At 72.1% G+C, this 25,080-nt stretch carries 25 protein-coding genes; 16 read left to right on the top strand and 9 right to left on the bottom strand.

From position 1 onward, the window contains the following. On the bottom strand, positions 1-330 hold a 330-nt coding region (locus VFZ70_14495), incomplete at its 3' end, for a hypothetical protein (protein HEX6257013.1). Between the two features lie 183 nt (positions 331-513). Here VFZ70_14495 and VFZ70_14490 point away from each other — a divergent pair. The 6 genes from VFZ70_14490 (at position 514) to pcaC (ending at position 5,324) form a co-directional block, all read left to right on the top strand. Continuing rightward, complete coding sequence (locus VFZ70_14490) at positions 514-1,356, top strand: CoA-transferase (protein HEX6257012.1); 843 nt, start codon at positions 514-516, stop codon at positions 1,354-1,356. After that, the gene (locus VFZ70_14485) at positions 1,353-2,111 is read left to right on the top strand and encodes a CoA-transferase (GenBank protein HEX6257011.1); all 759 of its coding nucleotides are present in this window, start codon (positions 1,353-1,355) and stop codon (positions 2,109-2,111) included. Before VFZ70_14490 ends, VFZ70_14485 begins: the two co-directional genes overlap by 4 nt. A 67-nt stretch (positions 2,112-2,178) precedes the next feature. Next, positions 2,179-2,955 (top strand): protocatechuate 3,4-dioxygenase subunit beta, encoded by a 777-nt coding sequence (gene pcaH / locus VFZ70_14480; GenBank protein ID HEX6257010.1) that lies wholly within the window; start codon positions 2,179-2,181, stop codon positions 2,953-2,955. After that, entirely contained in the window at positions 2,952-3,512 is a 561-nt protein-coding gene (gene pcaG / locus VFZ70_14475; GenBank protein HEX6257009.1) for a protocatechuate 3,4-dioxygenase subunit alpha, read from the top strand. The genes pcaH and pcaG overlap by 4 nt, the downstream gene beginning before the upstream one ends. Then, entirely contained in the window at positions 3,487-4,839 is a 1,353-nt protein-coding gene (pcaB, locus tag VFZ70_14470; protein HEX6257008.1) for a 3-carboxy-cis,cis-muconate cycloisomerase, read from the top strand. Before pcaG ends, pcaB begins: the two co-directional genes overlap by 26 nt. Positions 4,840-4,919: 80 nt before the next feature. Then, positions 4,920-5,324 carry a 4-carboxymuconolactone decarboxylase gene (gene pcaC, locus VFZ70_14465; GenBank protein HEX6257007.1) on the top strand — a complete coding sequence of 135 codons (405 nt, stop codon included), beginning with the start codon at positions 4,920-4,922 and terminating at the stop codon, positions 5,322-5,324. 51 nt (positions 5,325-5,375) lie between these two features. Here the strand turns inward: pcaC and VFZ70_14460 are convergent, their stop codons facing one another. After that, entirely contained in the window at positions 5,376-6,569 is a 1,194-nt protein-coding gene (locus VFZ70_14460) for an acetyl-CoA C-acyltransferase (protein ID HEX6257006.1), read from the bottom strand. 259 nt (positions 6,570-6,828) lie between these two features. Here VFZ70_14460 and VFZ70_14455 point away from each other — a divergent pair, with 259 nt between their 5' ends. From VFZ70_14455 to VFZ70_14445, 3 genes are all read left to right on the top strand, one after another. Beyond that, positions 6,829-8,094: an NAD(P)-binding domain-containing protein gene (locus VFZ70_14455; protein ID HEX6257005.1), complete on the top strand. Its 1,266-nt coding sequence runs from the start codon at positions 6,829-6,831 to the stop codon at positions 8,092-8,094. A gap of 302 nt (positions 8,095-8,396) precedes the next feature. Continuing rightward, positions 8,397-8,969 carry an OsmC family protein gene (locus tag VFZ70_14450; GenBank protein ID HEX6257004.1) on the top strand — a complete coding sequence of 191 codons (573 nt, stop codon included), beginning with the start codon at positions 8,397-8,399 and terminating at the stop codon, positions 8,967-8,969. A 91-nt stretch (positions 8,970-9,060) separates the two neighbouring features. After that, on the top strand, positions 9,061-9,831 hold the full coding sequence (locus tag VFZ70_14445; GenBank protein ID HEX6257003.1) for a PIG-L family deacetylase: 771 nt from the start codon (positions 9,061-9,063) through the stop codon (positions 9,829-9,831). 93 nt (positions 9,832-9,924) lie between these two features. Here the strand turns inward: VFZ70_14445 and VFZ70_14440 are convergent, their stop codons facing one another. Continuing rightward, positions 9,925-12,519, bottom strand: a complete 2,595-nt coding sequence (locus VFZ70_14440) for an AAA family ATPase (protein ID HEX6257002.1) — start codon at positions 12,517-12,519, stop codon at positions 9,925-9,927. A 70-nt stretch (positions 12,520-12,589) separates the two neighbouring features. Beyond that, positions 12,590-14,353, bottom strand: a complete 1,764-nt coding sequence (locus tag VFZ70_14435; GenBank protein HEX6257001.1) for an adenylate/guanylate cyclase domain-containing protein — start codon at positions 14,351-14,353, stop codon at positions 12,590-12,592. 93 nt (positions 14,354-14,446) lie between these two features. On the opposite strand from VFZ70_14435, the gene VFZ70_14430 reads away from it, so the two are divergent. The 3 genes from VFZ70_14430 to VFZ70_14420 are packed head-to-tail and all read left to right on the top strand — an operon-like array spanning position 14,447 to position 17,352. Beyond that, positions 14,447-15,748, top strand: a complete 1,302-nt coding sequence (locus VFZ70_14430) for an alpha/beta fold hydrolase (protein HEX6257000.1) — start codon at positions 14,447-14,449, stop codon at positions 15,746-15,748. Further along, the gene (locus VFZ70_14425; GenBank protein HEX6256999.1) at positions 15,745-16,062 is read left to right on the top strand and encodes an MGMT family protein; all 318 of its coding nucleotides are present in this window, start codon (positions 15,745-15,747) and stop codon (positions 16,060-16,062) included. Before VFZ70_14430 ends, VFZ70_14425 begins: the two co-directional genes overlap by 4 nt. Before the next feature lie 30 nt (positions 16,063-16,092). Beyond that, positions 16,093-17,352: a DNA polymerase domain-containing protein gene (locus VFZ70_14420; GenBank protein HEX6256998.1), complete on the top strand. Its 1,260-nt coding sequence runs from the start codon at positions 16,093-16,095 to the stop codon at positions 17,350-17,352. Between the two features lie 32 nt (positions 17,353-17,384). On the opposite strand, the gene VFZ70_14415 is transcribed toward VFZ70_14420, so the two are convergent. After that, a complete protein-coding gene (locus tag VFZ70_14415; protein HEX6256997.1) occupies positions 17,385-18,434 on the bottom strand; it encodes a peptidylprolyl isomerase in 1,050 nt (349 codons plus the stop codon). A 228-nt stretch (positions 18,435-18,662) separates the two neighbouring features. Between VFZ70_14415 and VFZ70_14410 the strand changes: the two genes are divergently transcribed. Beyond that, a complete protein-coding gene (locus VFZ70_14410) occupies positions 18,663-19,355 on the top strand; it encodes a hypothetical protein (protein HEX6256996.1) in 693 nt (230 codons plus the stop codon). Between the two features lie 944 nt (positions 19,356-20,299). Here VFZ70_14410 and VFZ70_14405 read toward each other — a convergent pair. Both VFZ70_14405 and VFZ70_14400 read right to left on the bottom strand, forming a co-directional pair. Then, positions 20,300-22,237, bottom strand: a complete 1,938-nt coding sequence (locus tag VFZ70_14405) for a DUF294 nucleotidyltransferase-like domain-containing protein (GenBank protein ID HEX6256995.1) — start codon at positions 22,235-22,237, stop codon at positions 20,300-20,302. A gap of 51 nt (positions 22,238-22,288) precedes the next feature. Continuing rightward, positions 22,289-22,606: a hypothetical protein gene (locus VFZ70_14400; protein ID HEX6256994.1), complete on the bottom strand. Its 318-nt coding sequence runs from the start codon at positions 22,604-22,606 to the stop codon at positions 22,289-22,291. Positions 22,607-22,979: 373 nt separating this feature from the next. On the opposite strand from VFZ70_14400, the gene VFZ70_14395 reads away from it, so the two are divergent. Continuing rightward, positions 22,980-23,135, top strand: a complete 156-nt coding sequence (locus tag VFZ70_14395; GenBank protein ID HEX6256993.1) for a Fic family protein — start codon at positions 22,980-22,982, stop codon at positions 23,133-23,135. A gap of 176 nt (positions 23,136-23,311) precedes the next feature. After that, on the top strand, positions 23,312-23,545 hold the full coding sequence (locus tag VFZ70_14390) for a hypothetical protein (protein ID HEX6256992.1): 234 nt from the start codon (positions 23,312-23,314) through the stop codon (positions 23,543-23,545). Positions 23,546-23,582: 37 nt separating this feature from the next. Here the strand turns inward: VFZ70_14390 and VFZ70_14385 are convergent, their stop codons facing one another. Beyond that, the gene (locus VFZ70_14385; protein ID HEX6256991.1) at positions 23,583-23,909 is read right to left on the bottom strand and encodes a GNAT family N-acetyltransferase; all 327 of its coding nucleotides are present in this window, start codon (positions 23,907-23,909) and stop codon (positions 23,583-23,585) included. 90 nt (positions 23,910-23,999) lie between these two features. After that, positions 24,000-24,395, bottom strand: a complete 396-nt coding sequence (locus tag VFZ70_14380; GenBank protein HEX6256990.1) for a nuclear transport factor 2 family protein — start codon at positions 24,393-24,395, stop codon at positions 24,000-24,002. A gap of 439 nt (positions 24,396-24,834) precedes the next feature. Here VFZ70_14380 and VFZ70_14375 point away from each other — a divergent pair. Then, positions 24,835-25,080: 6-phosphofructokinase (locus VFZ70_14375; protein ID HEX6256989.1), on the top strand; the 246-nt coding region annotated here is incomplete at its 3' end.

Genomic DNA, 25,080 nt, shown 5'->3' with positions numbered 1-25,080 from the left:
CCATGCCACGTCGGCGCGGATGAACGGCCGGAACAGCAGGAAGCTGACGATCACGTCACGCGGGTCCCGCAGCATCGTGACCTTGCGGGGGAAGAGGTCGTAGCGCAGCTCCAGCTGTGGCTCCCGCGCGATCATCACCTTGGCCAGCAGGGGCAGCTGCGGTGCGTAGCGGTGGATGCTGTGGAGCTGATCGGCTCTCGTCGGTTCGAACAGGCAGTAGTGATCGTGGCCGGCGGCAGCCAGCGCAGCCTTGACGCTGGTGTACAGGCCCGTGCTGCCGGTCTTGGCCAGACCCAGGATCAGCACGTTGTCGGACGGGGACCCAGGCATGCGCGACAGGCTAGACCTCGCCCGGGCAGGTCACGACCCGGCCGACCCGCCATGCGGGTCGTATGCGCGGCCGCGCCGCGATGCGTCAGGCGGCGCGCCACCGTACGTCGGTGCCCACGGAGTACGATGCGGGAGCATCAGCATCCCAGGACCCGGCGTCGCCCCGGGAGGATCATCGCGACCGTGGCTGCCATCGTTGCCCTCGACGACGCGGTGTCCGCGCTCGTCGGTGACGGCGACACGGTGGCGCTCGAGGGCTTCACGCACCTGATCCCCGTGGCCGCGGGACACGAGATCATCCGCCAGCGGCGGCGTGACCTGAGGCTGGTCCGCATGACACCCGACATCGTCTACGACCGCATGGTCGGGGCCGGATGCGCGTCGGGGCTCGTGTTCAGCTGGGGTGGCAATCCCGGCGTCGGGTCGCTGCACCGGTTGCGAGACGCGATCGAGCACGGTTGGCCCCGTCCGCTCCACATCTCCGAGCACAGCCACGCCGGCATGGTCAACCGTTACGTCGCCGGGGCGTCCGGCCTGCCGTTCGCCGTGCTGCGTGGGTACGCCGGCACAGGGCTGATGGGCCGCCGCCCCCACGAGCTGACCACCATCACCTGTCCGTTCACCGGCGAGGAGCTCGCGGCTGTACGGGCGCTGCGCCCGGATGTCACGATCATCCACGCGCAGCGCGCCGACCGGATGGGCAACGTGCAGCTGTGGGGCATCACCGGGGTGCAGAAGGAGGCGGTGCTGGCCGCCGACCGCGCACTGGCGACGGTCGAGGAACTGGTCGACGATCTCGACCACCGCCCCGGCGATGTCGTCATCCCGGGCTGGGCCGTGGACCTGGTCGCGGTCGCCCCTGGCGGCGCCGCACCGTCGTACGCCCACGGGTACTACGAACGCGACAACGACGCGTACGTCGCCTGGGACGCGATCAGCCGCGACCGCGACCGCTTCTCGGCATGGCTCGCCGACAACGGCCTGCCGGGCGTCGACCGCGAGGCCGACGCGGGCGGTGGCCGATGAGCGGCGCCACATACAGCGCCGACGAGATGATGACGGTGGCCGCCGCCCGGGCGCTGCGTGACGCGACGTCGTGCTTCGTCGGCATCGGTCTGCCAAGCACCGCCGCGAACCTCGCGGTTCGCACCGGTACGCCCCATCTCGTCCTGATCTACGAGTCGGGAACGATCGGCGCACGACCCGACCGGTTGCCGTTGTCCATCGGTGACGGCGTGCTCGCCGAGACGGCGGATGCGGTGGTGTCGGTACCCGAGATCTTCAACTACTGGCTGCAGCCAGGCCGGATCGACGTCGGCTTCCTGGGCGCGGCCCAGATCGACCGGTTCGCCAACATCAACACCACGGTCATCGGCGATGACTACGCGCATCCGAAGGTGCGGCTGCCCGGGGCCGGCGGTGCGCCTGAGATCGCCGCCGCCTGCCGCCGCGTCATCGTCGTGGTCCGCCAGAGCCGACGATCATTCGTGTCGGAGGTCGACTTCGTGACGTCGGTCGGCTACGGGCGCGGTCCCGGCGACCGCGACGACCTCGGACTGACCGGCCGGGGGCCGACCCTGGTCATCACCGATCTCGGCCTGCTCGAACCGGATCCCGACACCTGTGAGCTCCGGCTCACGGCACTCCATCCGGGGACGGACGTCGACCAGGCGCGCGACGCGACGGGGTGGCCGCTGCGGGTGGCCGACACTGTCGAGACACTCGACCCCCCGACCGAGGCCGAGCTGGTGGTCCTGCGTGATCTGCAGGAGCGGGCATGACACCGGTCGGTGACAGGGCAGGCTGTGGGGACGTCACCGCCCGCAGCGGCAGTCGGAGGCGGTCATCATGACCTCGACGGACGACCACGGGCCCGCCGACCGCGCGTCCACAGACGACGCGCCGGGCGGGCACTCCCCCGTCGGGTACCGACGCGACGGTACGGACGATCCGCCGCTGGCGGCGCCAGAGTACGGGTCGACCGTCCATCGTGCGCCGGATCGACCGCTGGTGATCCTGCCGCACACCCTGACCGAGGTGACCGGGCCCGCGTTCGGCACCGATCGCGTGACCGAGGCGGAAGCCGACCTGACCCGACAGCACCGTGGCGAGCCACTCGGCGAGCGGATTATCGTGCATGGCCGCGTCCTCGACGGCGATGGGCGCCCCGTTCCCGAGACCCTCGTCGAGGTGTGGCAGGCCAACGCCGCCGGGCGGTACGCGCACCAGGGTGACCGGCACGATGCCCCCCTCGACGAGAACTTCACGGGGGCGGGGCGGTGCCTGACCGGCAGCGACGGCGTGTACCGGTTCACATCCATCCGCCCGGGGGCCTACCCGTGGCGCAACCACCACAACGCGTGGCGACCGTCGCACATCCACTTCTCGGTCTTCGGCCGGGCGTTCGTGCAACGCCTGATCACGCAGATGTACTTCCCGGGCGACCCGCTGTTCGGTCAGGACCCGATCTTCAACGCCGTCCGCGATGAGCGGGCACGCCGGGCGATGGTGTCGACGTTCGACCTCGACGAGACGGTGCCGGAGTGGGCGCTCGCGTTCCGCTTCGACATCGTGCTGCGCGGGCGCGACGCCGTCGTGTTCGAGGACGACGGGGACCGTCCGTGACGGCCCGCCAGATCACGCCGGCACAGACCGCGGGACCGTTCCTGCACATCGGCATGCTGTGGCCCGACGGTCCGACCGCCGTGGCCGAGGACCATCCGGACGCGATCGTGCTGACCGGACAGATCGTCGACGGGGCGGACGACGTGGTCGCAGACGCGCTGGTCGAGACGTGGCAGGCCGACGGTGAGGGACGGTTCGCAAGCGACGGCGACCCTCGCGGCCGGGCGGCGAGCGGGTTCCGCGGCTGGGCACGGTGTGCGACCGATGACGACGGTTGCTGGCGGATCGTGACGGTCAAGCCGGGGGCCGTCCCCGGCCCGGACGGCACGATTCAGGCACCCCACATCGACTGCACGATCCATGCCCGCGGGCTGCTGCGCCACCTGTTCACGCGCGTCTACTTCGCCGACGAGCACGAGGCCAACGCGGGCGACCCGGTGCTCGCCGGACTTCCCGAGGAGCGCCGTGCGACGCTGCTCGCGACGGCGACCGGCCGAGTGTACGAGCTCGACATCAGACTGCAGGGCGACCGTGCCACCGTCTTCTTCGACGCCTGAGCCCATTGGCCTGTTCGACGAGGTGCTCGCACGGGGCGGCGTGCGGGAGGCGACCGGCGACCGCGCGTGGCTGCAGGCGATGCTGGATGCCGAGGCCGGCCTGGCCTGGGCGTTGGCCGACGCGGAGGTGATCGAGGCGTCGGCCGCGGAGGCGATCAACGCGGCCTGCCGGGCGGAGCGCTTCGTGGTCGCCGACCTCGCGACGCGGGCCGCCGCCAGCGGCAATCCCGTCGTGCCGCTCGTCCGGGCGCTGACCGATGCGGTCGCGGCACCGGCCGCCGGACACGTCCATCGCGGCGCGACCAGCCAGGACATCATCGACACGGCCATGATGCTGATCGCACGCGACGCGCTGGATGTGCTGATCGAGGATCTCGCCGGCGCAGCCGACGAGGCTGCCCGCCTCGCACGGACCCACCGCGATCTTGCGATGCCAGCGCGCACACTGCTCCAGCAGGCCGTGCCCACGACGTTCGGGTGCCGCGCGGCCGGGTGGATGACCGGCCTGGACACGGTGGCCACGCGGCTGCGGTCCGTCCGTGCGAGCGGGTTGCCGGTGCAGCTCGGTGGTGCGGCAGGGACCCTGGCATCGCTGGGCGACGCGGGGCCGCGCGTCGTCGCAGCGTTCGCGCGTCGGGTCGGGCTGATCGAACCGGTGCTGCCGTGGCACACGGTCCGGACGCCGGTCGGCGAGCTGGCGGGCACGCTCGGCGTCACCGCGGGCGTGTGCGGCAAGATCGCGCGGGACGTGACCCTGCTGGCGCAGACCGAGGTCGGCGAGGTGTCGGAGGGGGTGCAGGGCCGTGGTGGGTCATCGACGATGCCCCACAAGCACAACCCGGTGGCCGCGATCGCGACCGTCGCCGCGGCGACGACCGCACCGGGACTCGTGTCCACGCTGCTGACCGCGATGACCGCCGAGCTGGAGCGCGCCGCCGGCGCATGGCACGCCGAGTGGATGGCCTGGACCGATCTGCTGCGGGTGACGGGATCGGCCGCCGCGTGGCTGCGCGACTGCCTCACCAACCTGGACGTCCACGCCGACCGCATGCGAGCCAACCTCGCGCTGACCGGCGGGGCGGTGCTCGCGCAGCGCGTGGTCACCGCGCTGACCGATGAGATGGGACGGCTCGAGGCCCATGATCTGGTTCGTCGTGCCAGCAACAGGGCGGCCGCACGCTCGACCGACCTGTTCACCGAGCTGTCGGCGATGCCGCAGGTGTCCGAGGTGTGCGGACGGGACGAGCTGCGCCGCCTGCTGGATCCGGATGACGCGGTCGGGACCGCCGCGGCGCTCGTGGACCGCGCGCTGGCGCGCCGTGCGTGACCCGACCGCGTGTGACGCGGGGCGGCGACCACCGACGCCGGACGGGTGAGGTCCCGGGCCGAGCTGCAGGAGATGACGCGATGGCTGACGAGCGGTACGAGACCGGAATGCGCGTGCGCCGCGAGGTGCTCGGCGACGACTACGTCGACCGCGCGAACGCCGGGACGGCACCGATGACCCAGGCGTTCCAGCACCACATCACACGCGTCGCGTGGGGTGACGTGTGGAGCCGTGACGGGCTGGACCGCCGCACCCGTAGCTGCCTGACCCTGGCGTTGCTCGCGGCCCTGGGTCACGAGCGGGAGCTGGCGCTGCACGTGCGGGCGGCGCTGGGCAACGGCGTCACGGCCGACGACATCGCCGAGGTGCTGCTGCACACGGCGGTCTACGCCGGCATCCCGGCCGCGAACGCGGCCATGCGGACGGCCCAGAAGACGCTGGCTGACCTCGGTGTGGCCGCGGCCCGTCCCGACGGGGACCCGTGACCGCTGGGCGCGATCACCTCGAGGTGGTGCGCAGCACGTCACGCGAGGCCGCTACGCCGCCACGTCGAACAGACCGGAGATGCCCTGGCCGACGCCGATGCACATGGTCGCCAGCCCCAGCCCTCCCCCGCGCCGCCGCAGCTCGTGGATCGCCCCGACCGCGAGCCGCGCGCCGGAGCACCCCAGCGGATGCCCGATCGCGATCGCACCGCCGTTGGGGTTGACCCGCGGGTCGTCGTCGTCGAGCCCCCAGCCGCGGATGACCGCCAGCGACTGCGACGCGAACGCCTCGTTGAGCTCGATGACGTCCAGGTCGGCGATGTCCAGGTCGAGGCGCCCCAGCAGTGCGGCCGTCGCTGGCAGCGGGCCGATGCCCATCACGCGTGGGGCGACGCCGGCCGACGCGGCCCCGCGGAACGTCGCGAGTGGCGTCAGGCCGTGGTCTGCGGCGTACCTCGACGAGGCGAGCACGAGCGCCGCCGCGCCGTCGTTGAGCGGGCTGGCGTTGCCGGCCGTGACCGTCCCGTCCCTGACGAAGGCCGGCCTGAGCCGCGCGAGCTTCTCGAGTGACGTGTCGCGCCGCGGCCCCTCGTCGCGGGTGACCTCGCCGTCCGGCGTGTCGACCGCGATCACATCGGCGTCGTAGCGACCCTCGTCCCACGCGGCGATCGTCTTGCGGTGGCTCGCCAGCGCGAACGCGTCCTGATCGGCGCGACTGATCCCGTGCTCGGCCGCGACGTTCTCGGCGGTGATGCCCAACGGATCCGTGTGGCCGGCCTCGTCCATGCGCGGGTTGACGAAGCGCCACCCCAATGCGGTGTCCACCATCTCCGGTACACCCCGCGGTGGGATGCGCCCTGGCTTCGCCAGCGCCCACGGCGCACGGCTCATCGACTCGACGCCGCCGGCGACCGCCACGTCGATCTCGTCGACCGCGATGCGTCGGGCAGCGGACGCGATCGCCTCCATGCCTGACCCGCACAACCGGTTGACCGTGACGCCCGGAACCTGTTCGGGCAGCCCCGCGAGCAGGCCGGCCATCCGCGCGACGTTGCGGTTGTCCTCGCCCGCCTGGTTGGCGCACCCGAGCACGACCTCGCCCACCGTGCTGCCGTCGACACCCGCCCGGTCGACCGCCGCGCCGACCACGAGTGCGGCCAGGTCGTCGGGACGCACGCCGGCCAGCGCCCCGCCCATCCGGCCGACGGGCGTCCGCAGCGCCGAGAGCACGACCACGTCATTCATCGCAATCCACGTCCAGTCCGCTACCGCGCCGGCTCGCTGAAATGGTTGACCGGGTCGCGGGTGCCGCAAACGTGGGTGACACCCATGTCCAGACAGCGACCGCACGTCCACGCAGCGACCGCACGTCCACGCAGCGACCGCATCTCTAGGCAGCGGCGACGCCGACATGGGCAACCGGTGCCGTCGGTACCGCAGGCGGTGCCCCCTACCGTTCGGGGTGGCCGTTCGAGACCGCCGGAACCCGCAGGAGCAGATCGCCATGAGCACGCGCGTCGAGACACTGGTCATCGGTGCCGGACAGGCAGGGCTGGCGCTGAGCTACCACCTGAAGGCACGGGGACGCGACCACCTGCTGCTCGATCGCGGCCGGATCGGTGAGCGCTGGCGCAGCGAGCGCTGGGACTCGTTCAAGCTGTTGACGCCCAACTGGCAGACCGGCATGCCCGGCATGTCCTACACCGGTCACGACCCCGATGGCTTCATGGACAAGCGCCAGGTGGTCGAGCTGTTCGACCGGTACGCACGCTCGATCGACGCGCCAGTGCGCACCGGTGTCGCCGTCCACCGGGTCCGGCCCGGTGACGACCGATGGGACGTCATTTCCGACGCCGGAACGTTCGAGGCCAACAACGTCGTCGCCGCGACCGGCCACCACGCGTTGCCGCGCATCCCGATGGAACCCGCGACCAGGTTGCCCACCGACATCACCCAGCTGCACACCAGCCACTACCGCAACCCGGCGCAACTGCCCGACGGCGGCGTGCTGATCATCGGCGCCGGCCCCTCGGGACAGCAGATCGCCGATGAGCTGGCACGCACGGACCGCCGCGTCATCCTGGCCGCCGGTCGGCACCGGACCCTGCCCCGCCGGTACCGCGGCCACGACGCGCACTGGTGGATGCACCACATGGGCGCGTTCGAGCGCACCATCGACACGCTCGCAGATCCCAGGTCGGTCCGCTCCGCGCCGGCGTTCGTGCTGGCCGGCGGCCACCACGACATGGACCTGCACCGGCTGGTCGCGCAGGGCGTCGTGGTCACCGGCCGCCTGGCCGGTGTGCTCGGGACGACCGCGTGGTTCGCGGACGATCTGGCCGAGTCCGTCGCCGCCGCCGACAGGAACCTGCTGGCCTTCCGCGACAGCGTGGACGACTTCGTGGAGCGCACCGGCATCTCGTGCGACCCGCCGGACGCCCCGCCGCCCCCGCCGGGGCCGTGGGCCACCTACGCCCCGCGACAGCTGAACCTCGACCACGTCGGCATCCGCACCGTGATCTGGGCCACCGGCTACCGCCGCGACTTCTCCTGGATCGACGCACCGGTGTTCGACGCGACGGGCGAACCGCTGCAGCGCCGTGGCGTGACCACGGCCGCCGGGCTGTTCTTCCTGGGCCTGCGTTGGATGTACCGCCGCAGCTCGGACACGATCCACGGCGTCGGCGCGGACGCCGAGCACCTGGCCAGCGTCATCGCGGCGCGCACCACCCCCGCCCCGGCCGGGGCGCCCGCCCCGCTCGCTGCCTGACACCACCCGACAGTCGTCCGGGCAGGCGCGGCATCTGCCAACCACCCCGAGCTCCGCACACCCACCCCGGGCTCTCGCAACCACCCCCGGAGGCGGTCGACATTCCGCGAGGTGGTCGACAATCCGCGGGGCGATCGACGTTTCTCGGGGTGGTGGCGGTTCGGCGCGGGCGGGGCGCCCCGCCCCGGGGGGGTAGGTGGCGGGACCGGGCGAGATAGGCAACGGCCACCGATGGGTGGAGGACCGCCGACGACCAGCATGGCGTCACCGATTCACGACACGTTCCGTAGGAGGAACATCAAATGACCGACACCACCGTGAACGACACCGTCCGTAACGGCGTCGACACCGCCGCTCTGTTCGCCACGCTCGAGGCCGTCGATGGTCAGCGCGAGCTGGCCAAGTTCCAGTTCCGCGTCCGCAACAACTGGATCAGCGGCACGCACAACCGTTCGACGTTCGGCGGCTTCTTCGGCGCCGGCACGGAGCACGAGCACAAGGCGACGTACACCGCCGACGCCGACCACCCGCCGGTCCTGATCGGCGCGGACAACGCCCCGACCGGTGCCGAGTACGTGCTGCACGCGCTGGCCGCGTGCATCACCCACGCCATCGCCAACAGCGCGGCCGCGCGCAAGGTGAACCTGACCGAGGTCACGTCCACCGTCACTGGTGACGTCGACCTGCAGGGTGTCCTGGGCCTGTCCGACGAGGTCCGCAAGGGCTACAACAACATCCGGATCAGCTTCGACATCTCCGGCGACGCCGACGAGGAGACGCTACGCGACATCGTCGAGCAGGGCCGCCGCCGCTCGGCTGTCTACGACGTCCTGACCAATGGCGTGAACGTCGATCTCGACGTCAACGCCGGGTGACGAGACCCGACTCCACCACCCCACCATGGCGGTCCCGTCCGAGTCCCCCCGGACGGGACCGCCACCGGCCCACCACCCGATCGGAGCAGTGATGACCCGCCTCTCCATCCCAGAGCTGGGCACGATCCTGGGCGTCTGGGCGCACCCGGACGACGAGGCCTACCTGTCGGCCGGCGTCATGGCGGTGGCCCGCGACGCCGGACAGCGCGTCGTGGTCGCCACAGCCACGCGTGGAGAGGCCGGGACCTCGGATCCGCAGCAGTGGCCGCCGCGCCGGCTGGGCCGTGTCCGCGAGCACGAGCTGCATGCCTCCCTGGCGGCGCTCGGCGTCACCGAACACCACTTCCTCGGCTACGTCGACGGCACCCTGGACGACGTCGACCCCGAGGCCGCGATCGCCCACATCGCCGCGTTGATGGTCACCGTCCAGCCCGACACGATCCTGACGTTCGGTCCGGACGGCATCACGGGCCACAGCGACCACCGGCGGGTCTCCGAGTGGACCCTCGAGGCGCGCGACCGCGTCGCCCCCACCGCGCGGTTGCTCTACGCCGCATACCCCACCACGCACAGCGACCGGTGGCAGGAGCTGTACGACGAGTTCGACATCTTCATGGAGCCGGACCTGCCGGTCCGGCCGCACCCTGAGGACGTCGCGTTCGAACTGACCCTCCACGGCGCGCTGGCCGACCGCAAGTTGGTCGCCATGCGCGCGCAGGCCAGCCAGACGACCGGCCTGATCGAGGCCATGGGCGAGCAGACCTACCGGGCGTGGATCTCCGCCGAGGGCTTCGTCGAGGCCCCGTCCACGCCGCGGCCGTCGACCGGAACACGGTCCGTGGCAGCCAGCCGTCCCCGCTGACGGTCAGCCGCCACGCCGCTGCGGTCCCGCACACACACGACGATCGGGTCACCGAACGAGGGTGGCCGGTCGTCGTGCACCCATTGTCCGCGCTCACGCACCGATCCCGAGCTCGGGGGCCATCGCCGCGGCCTCCTGCCGCGTGCCGACGGCGAGCTTGTCGAGTATCGCCGACACGTGATGATCCACGGTGCGCACCGACACGACCAGCCGATCGGCGATCTCGGCGTTCGTCAGGCCCTCTGTCAGCAGCTCCAGGACGTCGAGCTGGCGATTGGTGAGCCCGGCCGGGTTGCGCCTGGTGCCGCGGGTCGGTCCACGGGGCACCGACGTCACGCCCTTCGCACGCAGCATCGCGCGGGCGCGGTTGGCCGTGCCGGTCGCGCCCAGCTCGTCGAGCATGCGCAGGCCTTCGAGCATGCGTTCCTCGTCGTCGCACGCGACCAGCTCCACGGCCTGCTCGTAGCGGTAGCCTGCCGCCTCCCACGCGGCGGCCGCGGCCGCGTGATCTCCGCGCAGTGCCGCGGCGTGCGCGTCGAGGATCACATCGGGATCCGGGGGTTGCGGCACCGGCATCCCGGCGCGGGCCAGACCCACACGGACGTCGCCGGCATACCACAGATGTCCGGTCTCGTCAGCAGTGGCGATCGCCGCTGCGACGGCGGCGTCCAGCGCCGGCGGCGTCGTGCCGGTGACCCAGGCGATCTCCAGCAGCGCAGCCGCCGCCGCGCCCAGCCGCGGCGCCTCGTCGGTCGACTCCGCGAGCTGCCATGCGTCGGCCGCGACCTCGGGCGCCCGCGGGTCGCCGAGTCGCACGAGCGCCTGCGCGAGCCACCCCCGAGGCTGCACGCCGGCGACACCTGGCTCGACCTCGCCCTCCAACGTCTCGCTCAGGATGCGTCGCGCGTCGTCGGGCAGCCCGCGGTTGAGCGCCAGGCTGCCGAGCAGACCGTCCAGGCGGAACGTGCCATAGGTGACCTGGTGGTCGTCGGCGTACGCGCGACCGTCGTGGACCGTCGCCTCGGCAGCCTCGAGCTCGCCGCGACGCATGTGCTCGACGGCGATCTGGAAGAAGCCACGGATCACCGACTCGTGGAAGCCGTGACGCCGTGCCAGCTCGAGGCCGTCTGTCACCTCAGCCAGCCCGTCGGCGTCTCCCAGGTTCAACGCCGCGGCGCCGTGGTTGATGCGGGCGCCGGCCTCCGCCGGCAGGTGCCCGACACGCTCGGCGACGCCCAGCGCGCGCGTCGCCCACGAGATCGCCTCCGCGTTGCGGTTGGCCAGCAGGAGCATGCGCGACATGTGGGCGTACGCCATCGCGAGGACCGGCGAGGCATCACCCCGCAGCAGGGAGATGGCCCGCTCGGCGTGCGGCAGCGCCTTCCTCGCACCCCGATGCCAGTAGACCGCGCGCGACAGCACCAGCAGCGCGTCGGCCAGGGCCCGCGTGTCGTCGCCCCGTTCGATCAGCGCCACGGCCTCGGTGGCGACCTCGACCGCCTCGGTGTGCCGGTTGCCGAGCTGCAGCTCGTAGGCGTAGGCGAGAGCGAGCTCGGCGCGTTCACGGTCGGGCAGCTGTGGAGCGTAGCGGTGGGTCTCGCGGTGCGCGGCCAACGCTTCGCGGTGGCTGCCGAGCTGCGCCGCCTCGCGGGCGGCGACGGGACCGTAACGGAGCACCGCCTCCCCGTCACCCGCCTCGATCGCGTGGTGCAGGATGCGAGTGGCGTCGACAGTGCGGTCGGCCAGCGCGGTGAGCGCGGCACGGTTGAGCGCCGCACGCGTGCCCGATGGCAGATCGGACTCGACTGCGCGGCGGGCGATCTCGTGGGCGAAGCGGACCGTGTCAGCGTCGGCGATGACCAGCCCGGCACGCTCCGCGGCATCCAGCGCCCGGCCACGGTCACCGACCATCGCCTCCAGCAGCCACCGCTCGGCGCGGGTCGGCACGACCGACAGCGCCTCGAGCGCCTGCTGGGCGGGTTCCGGCAGCCCGAGCACGCGTGTGAGGACCGCGTCGCGGACGCTCGTCGGCACCGTGCCGGGGGGCGCCGCCGCGAGCTCGAGCGCGTAGAACGGGTTGCCACCCGTGACCCGGAACAACTCGTCGGTGCCTTCGTCGTCGCGTCCCACGAGCTCGGCGAGCGCGTCACGGGACAGTGGGCCGAGCGTGATCCGTTCGACGCCCGCGACGCCCAGAGCGCCGAGCACGCGACGCAGAGGATGGGTGCGATCGACTTCCTCGTCGCGGAAGGTCGCCACGAGCATCGCCGGCAGCCGTTCGATGCGCCGCGCGACGACGACGAGCGCGTCGAGCGTCGCGTCGTCCGCCCACTGCAGGTCCTCGATCACGAACACGACCGGGCGCAGCGGATCGTCCAGCTCCTCGAGGATGGCGTCGAGTACCTCCGCCGGATCGGCGCCGGCGTGCAGCGCACGGCCCAACCGGCTCTGTCCGCGTGCGATGTCGCGGAAGGGCGCAAACGCCCGGGTCGACAGCAGGTCGTCACACGCCCCGGACCGCACGACCGCGTCGGCGGCCTCGGCGGCCTCCGCGAAGCTGCGCACGAGGCTCGTCTTGCCGATGCCGGCCGGGCCGTGGACGAGGACGACGCGGCCACGACGCTCGGACGCGCTCGACAGGATCTCCTCGAGCGCGCGCATCTGGTCTTCCCGCTCCAGCAGGCGCATTGGCGCAGCGTAGCGTCAACGAGCCGTACTCATCGGCGAACCGACCCATGCGGCGGACCCGCCGCCGAGGTCAGGGTACGCCCGCCGCCGACAGGTGACGGTCCCAACGCTCCAGGATCGCCGGATCGCGGAACGGGTGACGGCGTGCCAGACCCTCACGGCGCGAGTCAGGGAAGCGGTCGAGCAGCGTGGCCACGGTCGCACGGGCACGGCGCGACAGCCCCAACGCCTGCTGGGACGCGGCGAGCACGAGCAGCGCCTCGCGGGCGGACGGGTCATGCTCGGCCACCCGCTCGGCGACCTCCGCGGCCTCGTGGTAGCGCTCGCCGACATAGTAGGCACTGGCCTCGACGGTCAGAAACCACGGGTGACCGAGCCCGCCGAGTTCCACCGCGCGCTCGCAGGCCTGCACGGCGGCATGCCACTCCCCCAGGTAGCGACGTACGCTGCCGAGCACGCCGAACGAGATGTCGCATGTCGGCCGTCGCGCAAGTGACTCCTCGGCGGCGTCCAGCGCCGCATCCAGATCCTCACCGGCGTACAGGCGCAGTGCCGCCACCACCAGGTAGCTCAACCCGGTCGGGTCGTTGAGCTCGATGCCACGGGCGGCGTGCCTCGCCGCGTCCTCCAGGTCCTGCGCGGGCGCCGACGAGAACCCCTCCACCGCACCCATCCAAGAGGCGAACGCGGCCAACGCGTGGGCGGTCACAGCGTCCGGGTGCGTCCGGACGACGTCAGTGAAGCGTTGCCTGGCGATCCGCCATCCCTCGCGCGTCCCGAGCGTGAGGTTGTGCCATCCGTGGTAGACGGCGTCGCGCGCCTCGGCGTCGAGCTCCTCGTGGTAGAGCCTCGCGGGCTCACCGATGACCAGCTCGATCTCCATCGCGCGCCTGGTGCCCGCGCTGACAATGTCCTGCAGGGTGAACAGGTCGTCGGTCGTCCCCTCCCAGCGTCCGGCCCACACGCGGTTGACGGTGTCGAACTCGCCGAGCATGCAGTAGACACGCAGCCTGCCCCTCGACGCGACGACACCGGTCTCGAGGTAGTAGCGGGCGTCGACAGCGCCCGTGCGGCCCGGCCCCGAGCCGTCGTCGTCGATCACCGTCAGGCCGGGAATGTCACCCAGCGACTTGACCAGGTCGAGGTGCAGTGCCTCCGCGATGGTGCGGTCGGCTTCCGTTCCGGAGATCCGCGTCGGCATCAGCGCGATGCTCGGCGATAGCGCACCGGAGCGTGTGTGTCCGCCCCCGTCCTCACGCATGCCGGCCAGCCGGTACACGCGGACCGTCCCTGGGATGTTCCTGAGCCGTCGGGAGCCCAGGCTGATCAACCGCAGCGCCGGCTCGTCGAGCGCCGTGTACACCGCCTCGGTGACATTGATGCCGCCGACGTCGGCGAGCGCCTGGATGCGGGCGGCGATGTTCAGCGGATCTCCGAAGTAGCGGCCGTCCCCGGCGACCACGATCTGGCCGGCGTCCAAGCCGACGCGGAACCACGTGCGGCGGGTCCGAGGCAGCGTGCGGTTGTATTCCCCGACGGCGCTGCTGATCGCCACCGCCGCGCGCATCGCGGCGTACGCGTCGTCGAACACCGCGAGGAAGCTGTCGCCGACGAAGTTGACGAGCGTGCCGTCCGCCTCCGCCACCGCATCCGCCACAAGCCCCTGGTAGTGACGGACGGTCGCGACGGTCGCCTGCTCGTCGTCGGCCATCAGGCGGCTGTAGTTGACGATGTCGGCGTGCAGCACGACGGCGTGCCGCCGCTGCAGCCCGTCGGCATCCTGCTCGGTGACGGCGCGTGCGGCGTCCAGGTGGGGTGTGTGCTGAGCCGGCACACCTCGCAGTATGGGCGGGCCGACCCGCGCTGTCCACGCCGGGGCGGCCGGGCGGCACTACGATCGTCGGCCGCGACGGACGGAGGGCGGCGCGTGGAGCCGGTTGCACTCGGGTACCTCTCGGCGGGGCGGGGCCCCACCCTGGTCGCCCTGCACGGCGGGCTGCTGTCGGGGCGGCTGACGTTCGGTCCCGTGCTGGGTGACTGGGCCCAGCGCTTCCGCGTCCTGGTGCCGGACCGGCGTGGGTTCGAGCACACGCCGGCCGCCGATGCGGCGACGGTCGCCGGGCAGGCACGCGATCTCGAGGCGTTCGTCGATGAGCACGCCGGCGGGCGTGCGCACGTCGTCGGCTTCTCGTTCGGTGGTGTGATCGCGCTCACAGCCCTGCAGCTCGAACGGCGGCTCTTCGCCAGCCTCACGGTGGTGGAGGCGCCGGCCGTCACCCTGTGCGGTCGCGATCCCGAGGCACTCGCATTGCGCATGCGGCTGTCCGACCTGTACGACCGTGCCGTCGACGGTGCCGGTGCTGACGTCGCGCGCGACTTCTTCGAGTACATGGATCCTCGTGCGCTCGGGCGGATCGAGGCCCTGCTCGCCGCGGGTGACCCCGGTCTGCACGTGGTGCTCGACGAGCTGCGGGTCTGGCGCACGCCGTTGTCATCGGCCGGGCTGGCTGGCGCGCAGGTACCGGTGCTCGTGGTGACCGGGCAACGCAGTCCGGCCGCCATGCACCGGGTCGGCGCGCTCGTGGCCGCCGCGACCGGTGGCCGCCATCACGTGCAGCATGCAGCCGGGCACGCGGCCCACCTCGTGGGGCGGCCGTTCCGCGACGAGCTGTGCGCCCACGTCGCGGACGCGGAGGCCGGCGGCGCGCCGCCCGACCCGGTCGTGGTGGGCCCGCACGATCCGGACTGGGCGTCGCGGTACGAGCGCGAGCGTGCCGCGGTCGCCGACGTTCTCGGCGACGACGCGGTCGCGATCGCCCACATCGGCAGCACGGCCGTACCGGGCCTGCACGCGAAGCCGGTCATCGATCTCATGATCGGCGTCGACGGCAGCGCGGCGACCCACGACGTCGGCCAGCGGCTGCGCGCCGCCGGCTACGCCGTGCGCCACGACCCCGACAGCGCGCACGACGACGGTCACCAGTTCGGCGTACGACGAGCAGATGGTCGCCGTCTCGTGCACGCCCACGTCGTCGCCCACGACGGCCGCTGGTGGCGTGACCACATCGCCTTCCGCGACCGCCTGCGCGCCGATGCTGACCTGCGCACGCGCTACACCAGGCTGAAAGAGCAGCTCGCCCTCGAGCACCACCGCGACCGGGACGCCTATGCCGACGCAAAGACGGACTTCGTCACCGCGGCCCTGCGCACCGGACGGGTGCCGCGATGACGCCACCGCCACCGAACGCCGATCCGCAGCCGGCGGACGCACCACTCACGCCGTTCCAGCGGGCGGTGGTCGACATCGTGCGCGGCCTGCGTCCGGGGGACGTCGTGACGTACGACGACGTCGCCCTCGAGGTCGGTCGGCCGGGCAGCGCTCAGGCGGTCGCCAACGTCCTGCGTCGCGTCGACGGGTTGCCGTGGTGGCGCGTCGTACCGACGAGCGGGCGGCTGTACCGGACGCACGCCCCGACCCAGCGTCCACTGCTCGAGGCGGAGGGCGTGCGCGTCGACGACGAACGCCGCATCCGGCCCGGCTGATCCGGCCCACCGTGGCGTAGGGTGGCCGGCATGGCGGCGTCGGCGGAGGTCTGGGACATCGGCGGCCGACCGGTGCGGATCACCAACCCGGACGCCGTCCGGTTCCCCGTGACGGGTCACACCAAGCGCGATCTGATCCGCTACTACCTGACGGCCGCCGACGGTGCACTACGTGGAGCCGGGGGGCGTCCGCAGATCCTCAAGCGCTACGTCAAGGGCGTCGGTCGGCCACCGTTCTTTCAGAAGCGTGCGCCGGCGTCACGACCGGGGTGGGTCGAGACGGTCACGCTGTCGTACCCGTCGGGCCGCACCGCCGAGGAGGTCGTCGTCAACCATCCCGCGCAGCTCGCCTGGATCGTCAACCTGGGGTGCGTCGATCTCAACCCGCACGCCGTCCGCGCCGACGACCTCGACCATCCCGATGAGCTGCGCGTCGACCTCGACCCGGTCCGCGGGGTGACCTGGGCGCAGGTCACCGAGGTCGCGCTGGTCGTCCGCGACGTGCTCGCCGACGCCGGCCTCGTCGGCTGGCCCAAGACGTCCGGGGCGCGCGGCTTCCACATCAACTGCCGCATCGCGCGGCGGTGGACCTTCCCACAGGTGCGTCGTGCCGCGGAGGCGCTCGCGCGCGAGGTCGCCCGTCGTGCACCGGAGTCGGCGACCGCGCGGTGGTGGAAGGAGGAACGCCACGGGGTGTTCGTCGACTACAACCAGAACGCCCGGGACCGGACGGTCGCGTCGGCCTACTCGGTGCGACCGGTGCCCGACGCCCGCGTGTCGACGCCGCTGCGCTGGGACGAGGTCAGCGACTGCGATCCGGCCGCATTCACCATCGACACCGTGACGGACCGCATCGCCGCGCTCGGCGACCTGACGGCGGGCATCGACGACGCCGTCGGGTCACTCGACGCGCTGCTCGCTCTAGCCGACGAGCAGGATGCGGCGGAGCGGGCACCGACCGGCGACGGCCCGGTCGCGCCCGCACCACCCGGTCACGACAGCGGCGCGTCCGGTCGTCGCCGGACGTCCATGCCACTGATCGAGGTCGCCCGCGCGGCCACGGCCGAGGAGGCGATGGATGGCCTGGCGCGATGGCGGCAGCGCCACCCGCAGGTCTGGGCGATGCTCGAGCCGGCGGACGTCCTCGTCGACGCCATGCGCGGCCGCAGTTCGACGTGGACGCGCATCCGGCTCAACCTCCGCCGCGTGCCCGCAGACAGACGGCCGTCGCAGGAGCCGCTCGAGGTCGACTACGACCCGTGGAGAGGCGTCCGCGACGAACGCCCTTGACACGGTCCTGTGGTTGACGGCCCGCGCCGGTCCTAGCTGGGGATCTCGGACGGCTGCGGCGCCTCGCTGGGCAGCGGCAGTTCGCTGGGCAGCGCCGGCGACTCGGATGCCTGGTCGGCCGGCACGACGGCGACCGACGCCTCGTCCCACCGGCCGTAGCGCTCGTCGACCTCGATCCCGAGGTCCGAAATGAAACCGGTGATGAAGTCGCTGAATGCGGGACCGCCTGTCTGCGCCTCGAGCTCGGTGCGGATCTGCTCCTCGACGTCCGCGAAGTCCGGTGCCGGGATCGAGTCGGTCACCTCGAGCACGTGGAAGCCGAACTCGCTCTTGACGGGTCCGACCAGCTCGTCCTCGGTCGCGTTGAACGCAGCCTGTTCGAACGGCGGCACCGTCTGACCGCGCGCGACCTCACCGAGATCTCCGCCGCTCTGCGCGGAGCCCTGATCGATGGACACGTCCGCAGCGACCTCCGCGAACTCTTCTCCCGACTCGATGCGGTCGATCGCGTCACGCGCCTCGGCCCGCTCCTCGGTCAGGATGTGGCGCACCGCCACCTTCTCGCCGAAGCGCCCCTGGGGATCGTTCTCGAAGGCGTCGCGGACCGCGGACTCGTCGACCTCGTCGGCGAGCTGGGCCACGATCTCGTTCTGGATGGCCTGGACGCGCAGTTCGGCCTCCAGCTCCTCCTCGGACAGGTTGACCTGCTCGATGGCCTCGTTGAACGCCTCCTCGCCACCGACCTGGTCGATGACCAGCTCGCGCTGCGCCGCGATGTCCTCGTCGGTGATCTCGATGTCGCGCTCGGCCGCCGCCTGGCGCAGGATCTCGCTGCGTATCAGCGTGGTCAGCACACCGGCCTTCTGTTCGTCGTCGTTGGACGAGGCGTCGGGAGCCTCGCTCGCGCCGGCGGTGCGGCGGGCGTAGGACTCGTCGACCTCCGCGGTCGTGATCTCGACGTCGCCGACGCGAGCTGCGACGTCCGACGTCGATGCGCTGCCGCTGCAGGCGGCCAGCACGAGCGTCAGGGCCAGCAGCAGCGCTGCTGAACGCGGTGGGCGGAGATGGCGGAGCAGGCGCACGGCAGATCAACCGATCGTTGCGGTGTATGGATGCGGAGAGATGTACGAGGAGTGTAGTGAGCACCCGGCCGGCTCGCCGTCGCCGCGCACCCGGCCCCACGCGGTGCACGTCGAGGCGTGTGCGCACCGGCGATGGGAATGGTCACCGTGACCGCGCGACGATGCGTCGCCTGCACCGCACAGCGACGGGCCGGCGTCACGCCGGTCGCAGCCGGAGAGGACACTGACATGCCCGCCATCACCGACCAGATCGCCGAGTCGTTCGTACGACAGCTCGCGCGCGGCGGGCTCGACGGTGTCGGGCCGCTCGCACCCGCCCACGAGGTCGCCGAGCAGGCGCGCACCGGGCACGACAGCCCCGAGCGCGCCGTCGACGCGATCGTCCGCGAGCACACGCGGCTCGCGGCCGTCAATGGATTCGTCACCGGACTCGGCGGGTTCGTCGTCCTGCCCATCGCCGTCCCGGCGAACCTGGTCGGCTTCTACACGCTGGGTGCGCGCATGGTCGGCGCGATCGCGCACCTGCGCGGCCACGACATCGCCCGGCTCGAGACGCGGGTGGCGGTGCTCGCAGCGCTGACCGGAGACGACATCGGCAACCTGCTCAGCCGCGCCGGCATGGTGCTGCCCGCGGGCGGCGTCACCGCTGCGTGGCTGCGCCGGATGGCACCGTCACTGTCGACGATGATCAACAAGGCGATCGGCTTTCGTCTGCTGGTCGGCACCGGTGAGCGTGCACTGGTCAAGCTGGGACGGGCGATCCCTCTCGCCGGCGGGGTGATCGGGGGGACCGTCGACGTGGCGCTGATGCGATCGATCGCCAGCCATGCGCGCCGGGAGTTCCCGACCGTGCCGGCGGTGGCGCGCTCCGCGGCGGCGCCGGAGACACCTGCGCCCGGCCCCGACGACGTCCGCGTGTGATCGCCACACGACGGCTGCTCGGCCTTGCCGACCGTCACGCGCAACGTTCGTGCAACGTCACGGTGCCTAGCGTCGTGGCGAGATGCGGACGGCTGAGCTGACGACGCCGCCCCGTGACGGCGCGGCTGCGAGGATCGCGCGCATGGTGATGGTCGGTGTGATCGGGAATCCCGCGTCCGGCCGGGACATCTGGCGCCTGGTCACTGGCGCGTCGGTGTTCGACAACGCCGAGAAGGTTCCATGGTCTTCCGCCTCCTGGCCGGCCTGGGCGCGACGGGCGTCGAGAAGGTGTGGGTGATGGTGGCCGGTGAGGGCCTGGCGGGAAGCCTCGCACGGCGGCTGGCGCAGCCACACCGGACGGCATGGCGTCGGCGACGCGACCATGCCGGCGCTCGGGCAGATCGACATCACGGGGGGACCCGGCATGCCGGTGCTGGTGATCTGGGGAGCGCAGGACCAGATCATCCCAGCCGGCCATGCCGAGGACCCCCGGCCGGTGTCGAGGTGCACGTGCTCGACGGGCAGGGTCACTCACCACACATGGAGGCGGCCGGAGAGGTCAACCGCCTCATCGGCAGATTCGTCGACGCGGTCGGCTGAACCGGCGTCACGACAGGCGTACCCGACCCACGTCGGCTCAGCCGGCGCCCCGTCCGATGAGGATCCTGGCCAGCAGCAGAACCCCGACCACGGTGATCGCGACGCGGCCGGCCACCGGCCACGTGGCCACCCGATCGACGGTCACCGCCTGCGGAGCCGCGGGCCGTGCCGCAGCGCCGGCCAGGCGTCGGGCACCCCGCGCCGCCCGGCGCCGTACACCACGCGACCACGGGCAGCACGACCAGGTTGAGCAGCAGGTGCGTGACCCCCATCGCGAGCATGAACACCGCGACGCGTTCCGCACTCCTGCACGGCGCGTGCGAGCGGGACCTGTGCGTCGAGCGTCAGGAGCCCGCGACGAGGTGGTGGCTCGTGCGCAGCGCGTCCTGCGCCGCGCGGATCGCGCCGAACGTGTCGCTGAACTGGGCGCGCAGCGGTCGCGGAAGCTCCGCCCATCCCACACGGTCGTCCGCATCGGGTGTGTCGCTGAGCTGTGCGGCCAGACGCGTCCAGGTGAGCAGCCGGTGACCTTCGATCAGCGTCGCAGCCAGACCGGCGCTCAGCACACCGTCGACGGCCGCCGCGGCCAGCCGCTCACCGGTCGGCACCTCGGTCGCCTCGCGCGCCAGCGTGTGCATGCGTGCGATGTCGACGATCGGCTGGACGGCATCACGTTTGAGGTCGATGCGGCGACCGCGCTCGCCGAGCGAAGGTCCCAGCGGGTTGCGCCCGACCCGCCCCCACAGCGCGCTCGGCGGGCGTCTGGCGACCGCGCCACGGGCGAGCCGCGCGGCCGTGAGTGCGTTGCCGGTCGTGTGAATGATCATGCGCGCCAACCGGCGGTCGACGCCGTCGGGATCGAGCGTGCCGGCGCCGGCGACAGCGCGGACGTCGAAGCCGATGTCGGCACCGACCAGGCGGCTGCTGTCCGAGGGATCCGTCCACTGCCGGACCATGTCGGCCCAACCGGCGAGGTCGTGCCGCCAGTCCGGCCGCGACGCCATCACCCCGCCCGGGCAGCGACGGTAGCCGCAGGCCTCCAGGGCGTCGGTCATCCACTCACCCAGGGTGACGAACCAGTCGTGGCCGTCGCGGTCGAGGCCCGCAGCGTAGACGAGCCCGGTGTCCTGGTCGCTGGAGGGCAGTTGCTCGCGACGCGCGTGGCTGCCGAAGACGAGCCACGCGTAGTCGGACGGAGCCGGCCCGAGCTCACGGTGTGCGATGACCAGCAGCACCCGCACGGTCCGGTCACTGACGGCGGTGAGCAGTCGGCTGGCCTCGACGACGTCCGCACCTGCGGCCAGCGCCCCGCGGGCCAGCCGGCGCGCCGCGTTGCGTACGTCGCGGAGCGCCTCCACGGACGATGCGTGGGCCAACGTCTCGAGCAGGGACGCGAGGCCGGCGTCCTCACCGACCGGCAGGTCGGCAGCGTCGATGCTGCCGACCGCCGACCCGTCCTCGTCGATGATCACCGCGTTCGGTGCACCGGCTTCGAGCATGGCGTGCAGCACGTCGAGCAGCGGTGACGTCACCGGCAGGCTCGGACCGCCCCTGTCGGACGCGTCGTGGCCAGCCTGGTCGGCGACCGGTGCGCGCGGCTGCGCGTTCCCAGCGTGTACCAGGTCCGCCGCCACACCGGTGGCCAGTTGTGGCTGCGCGCGACGTCGCTCGTCGGCCCGCGCACCGCCGAACGGGCGTGCCGCGGCGATCCGTGCGCGCGTGAGGGCGACGACGTCGTCGGCTGCGGTGGACGGCAACGCGACCGCCTGCGCGTCGGTGAGCGCGACCAGCCGCCGTCCGGCGCGTGGGGCCCGGAAGACGCCGGCGCCCACGAGGTCCACCGGCCGGTCCCGCGCATCGACGCGCAGCAGGGTGCCGTCGGCGACCATCAGAGGACCCGCGGCCAGGCCGTCGGCGATGGGCGTCCGCCGGCCGAGGATCACGAGTGTCGACCCGTGTGCGAGCTCGTCGCGACGCTCGGCGGTGACGTCGAAGAACACGGGACTGGCGGCGAGCAGATCGCCCACCCTCCGGCCCGCGGTCGACGGCCCGGCGTCGCCGCCCGACACCTGCGCGCTGCCATCGCGGTCCGACGCGGCGAGGGCCGACAGCGCGCCCTGCTCGGCGACGTGGCGGATGCGGTGGACCGCGGCGACGTCGAGCCCGTGCCGCTCGGCCGCCTGCTGCTCGTCGACGCGGCCGCGCACGAGGTCCAGCCACAGCGCATACCGGGCCGAGGCCGACAGCCTGCCGGGCGCGTCGTCGTCGATGTGGTCACGCACGCCGACGGTCCTACCCCGTGATCCCCGGCGCACACAGAAGTGCACGCACCGTCAGGCGCGGCGCAGGTGCCGCCCGCCGGACCCGGTCCAGGAGTCGCGCAGAGAGATGCGCATCCGTTCGGTCGCGCGGTACTGCGCGACGATGCCGGCGACGACGAGCACGATGTACAGCACCGACCACCACCAGTTGTCACCGGCAGCCGAGGTCGTCGACGCCGTCGTGACGTCCTCGAGTGACAGTGCGTTGAACAGCGGCATGACGCCGATCACGATGGCCGTCGCGCCGGCCATGGCGGTGACGACGGAGACCTCGTGGTAGATGTAGGCGAGCGCCCCGAACAGCAGGGCGAGCGCGCTGTCCAGCCGCATCGAAGGCACGCAGGCGTCGCTGTCCGACCTCGTGTTGTTCGAAGCCGAGGCCAACACGGCGAGCGACCGCGGCGACGTCGGCGACGTCTACAACTACGTCCAGGCCGTCGGACACGTGCTCGATCCCGACCGTCGACTGCCACTCAGCGTGTCATTGCCACGTGAGGCACACGCATCCTGCTCACCGGCGTGCGCGGCGGCTACGCGACGCCCTGGAGTTCCGTAGGACCCAGAACTGGATCGGACCACCGGGTTGCACGCTCCGCGACGCGACCTACGTGCCGCCGCCACCGGAACGCCTGTGGGACTGCCTGGACCCCGTTCGAGAAGTACCTGCACGCCGACCAACCGCTGCCGCCGCTGCTCGCGGTCCGTGCTGCACCACCAGTTCGAAGCCATCCACCCGTTCATCGACGGCAACGGCCGCGTTGGCCGACTGCTCGTCGTGCTGCTGCTGTCCGACTGGGGACTGCTGCCCGACCCACTGCTCGACCTGTCCGCCTACCTCGAATCCCGACGCGATGAGTAACTACGCCCGACTGCTCGCCGTCTCGACCGATGGGGACTGGCACGGGTGGCTGTTTCTACCTCACCGCCGTCGAACGCCAAGCCACCGACGCCGTCGCCCGAGCACAACGACTCCAAACACTCCGCGACGGGTACCGCGCGTCCGTCGGCACCGCGCGATCGTCAGCGCTGCTCGGTGTGCTCACCGACACCTTGTTCGAGCGAGCCGCGCTGACGATCCCGCACGCAGCGAATCTACTGGACGTCACACACCGGACCGCGCGGCTCAACATCGGGAAGCTTGTCGATGCCGGCATCCTCGTCGAGGTGGGCGAGCGAGCCCGCAACAAGTTGTTCCTCGCGGCAGGCGTGCTCCGCGCCGTCGAAGGCCAAGATGAGCCAAGCGGTCACCCGCACTCCACGGCGAGATGATCGCGCTGACGATCAAGGAGCTTCGCCGCCGCATCGGTCAGCGGAGCAGCTCCTCGCCAACGGCGACCTCGATCGCGTACAACTCGTCGGTCGGGCTCGCTTCGGACTCCGGCACGAGATGCAGGTAGAACTTGCGTGCCTGCTCCGACTCGCAGTGCACCAGCAGACCTCGACAGCCGACCTCCTCGCTGATCGCCGCCACCCACTCGATCATGTCGCGCAGCAACGCCGCGCCCAGGCCACGGCATTCGTGGTCACGGTGGACACGGAGCCGGGCCAGCAACGCAACCGGTTGCGGATACGGCCGGCGCCCTTGCGCAGCCGAGCCGGTGCGTCGGCCAGATCGATCTGCGCCATCGTCCACGCGTAGCACGCGACACCTACTCGCTGCTCAGTGGGGTCGCCGTACGGCGCCCGAGCCGGCGATGCGGTCCGAATCGCCGGTAGGACCCGATCAGTGACCGTCGAACGTGTCGGGCGCGAAGGGCCACTCCTCGAACCTGGAGACCCGGCCGTCGCCGGCGAAGCGCAGCACCCACAGGTCGCGCCAGGATCGGCCGTGGGCGTAGTCGACAGCGACCCGCACGACGGCGACGTCACCGTCGACCGCGATGACGTCCGACGCCATGGTGAACACCTCGTTGGGTCCGTCCCGCTCCTCGTCCCAGAACCGGGCGATGGCGTCCGCGTCAGCGATCGGCTCGTGCCACGGCGACGGGACGTAGGCCGCGTCGGGCGTGAACAGCTCGGGTAGGCGGTCGGTACCCGCGGTCCGCCACAGGGTCTCGTACGCGGCGATCCACCGCTCGACCGCGTCGCGGTCCGTCCCGGTTGCCTCCGATCGGGCCATGGCTCCACTCCTCCAACCTGCGTCGAACGACCCGCTCGCCGGCACCGAACCGTGAAATGAAGCGTGTGGCACAGGGCCCCGGAGTAGAGCAGAAGTCGTTTGTTCAGACGCTCTGATCACAGCGCGGTGGCGCGCCGAGCGCATTCGACCGATACCTGAGCACGCTGCTCGGGCACGCCGCGGTCGAGCGACTGTTCGCGGACGCCCCGGACGCTACCGCACAGCTCATCGGCATCCGCGAGAACGAGGTGATCAGCTCGCCGCTCGCGGACTGCATCGCCCAGGCCCGGGCGGTCGCCGACCACATCGCAGGCCACGACCACGACACCGCGATGCAGTTGCGGGTGGGAGCTTCCGCGAGTCCTTCGGCATCCTTCGGACCCTGGTTCAGGCGGCCCCACGGACTGCAGATGTCAGTCAACGGCGGCGGATCGCGATCGTGCACGGTGGCGGCGCCGCACCCGGCATGAACACCGCGGTCCGGGTCGCGGTGCGGTTGGGTATGGACCGGGGCCACGCGATGATGGCGGTCCGCAAGGGCTTACGGGGTCTGCGGGACGGCGACGTCCGCGAGATGGACTGGATGAGCGTCAGCGGCTGGGTGTCGTCCGGCGGCGCCGAGCTGGGCACCAACCGCTACGTCCCGGCCGGTGAGGCCGTCGGGCAGATCGCCGAGCAGATCGCG

The sequence above is a fragment of the Euzebyales bacterium genome, assembly GCA_036374135.1.
Classification (GTDB): domain Bacteria; phylum Actinomycetota; class Nitriliruptoria; order Euzebyales; family JAHELV01; genus JAHELV01.
The sequence above is the reverse complement of the archived record's forward strand: the minus strand, read 5'-3'. Positions and strand labels throughout refer to the sequence as shown.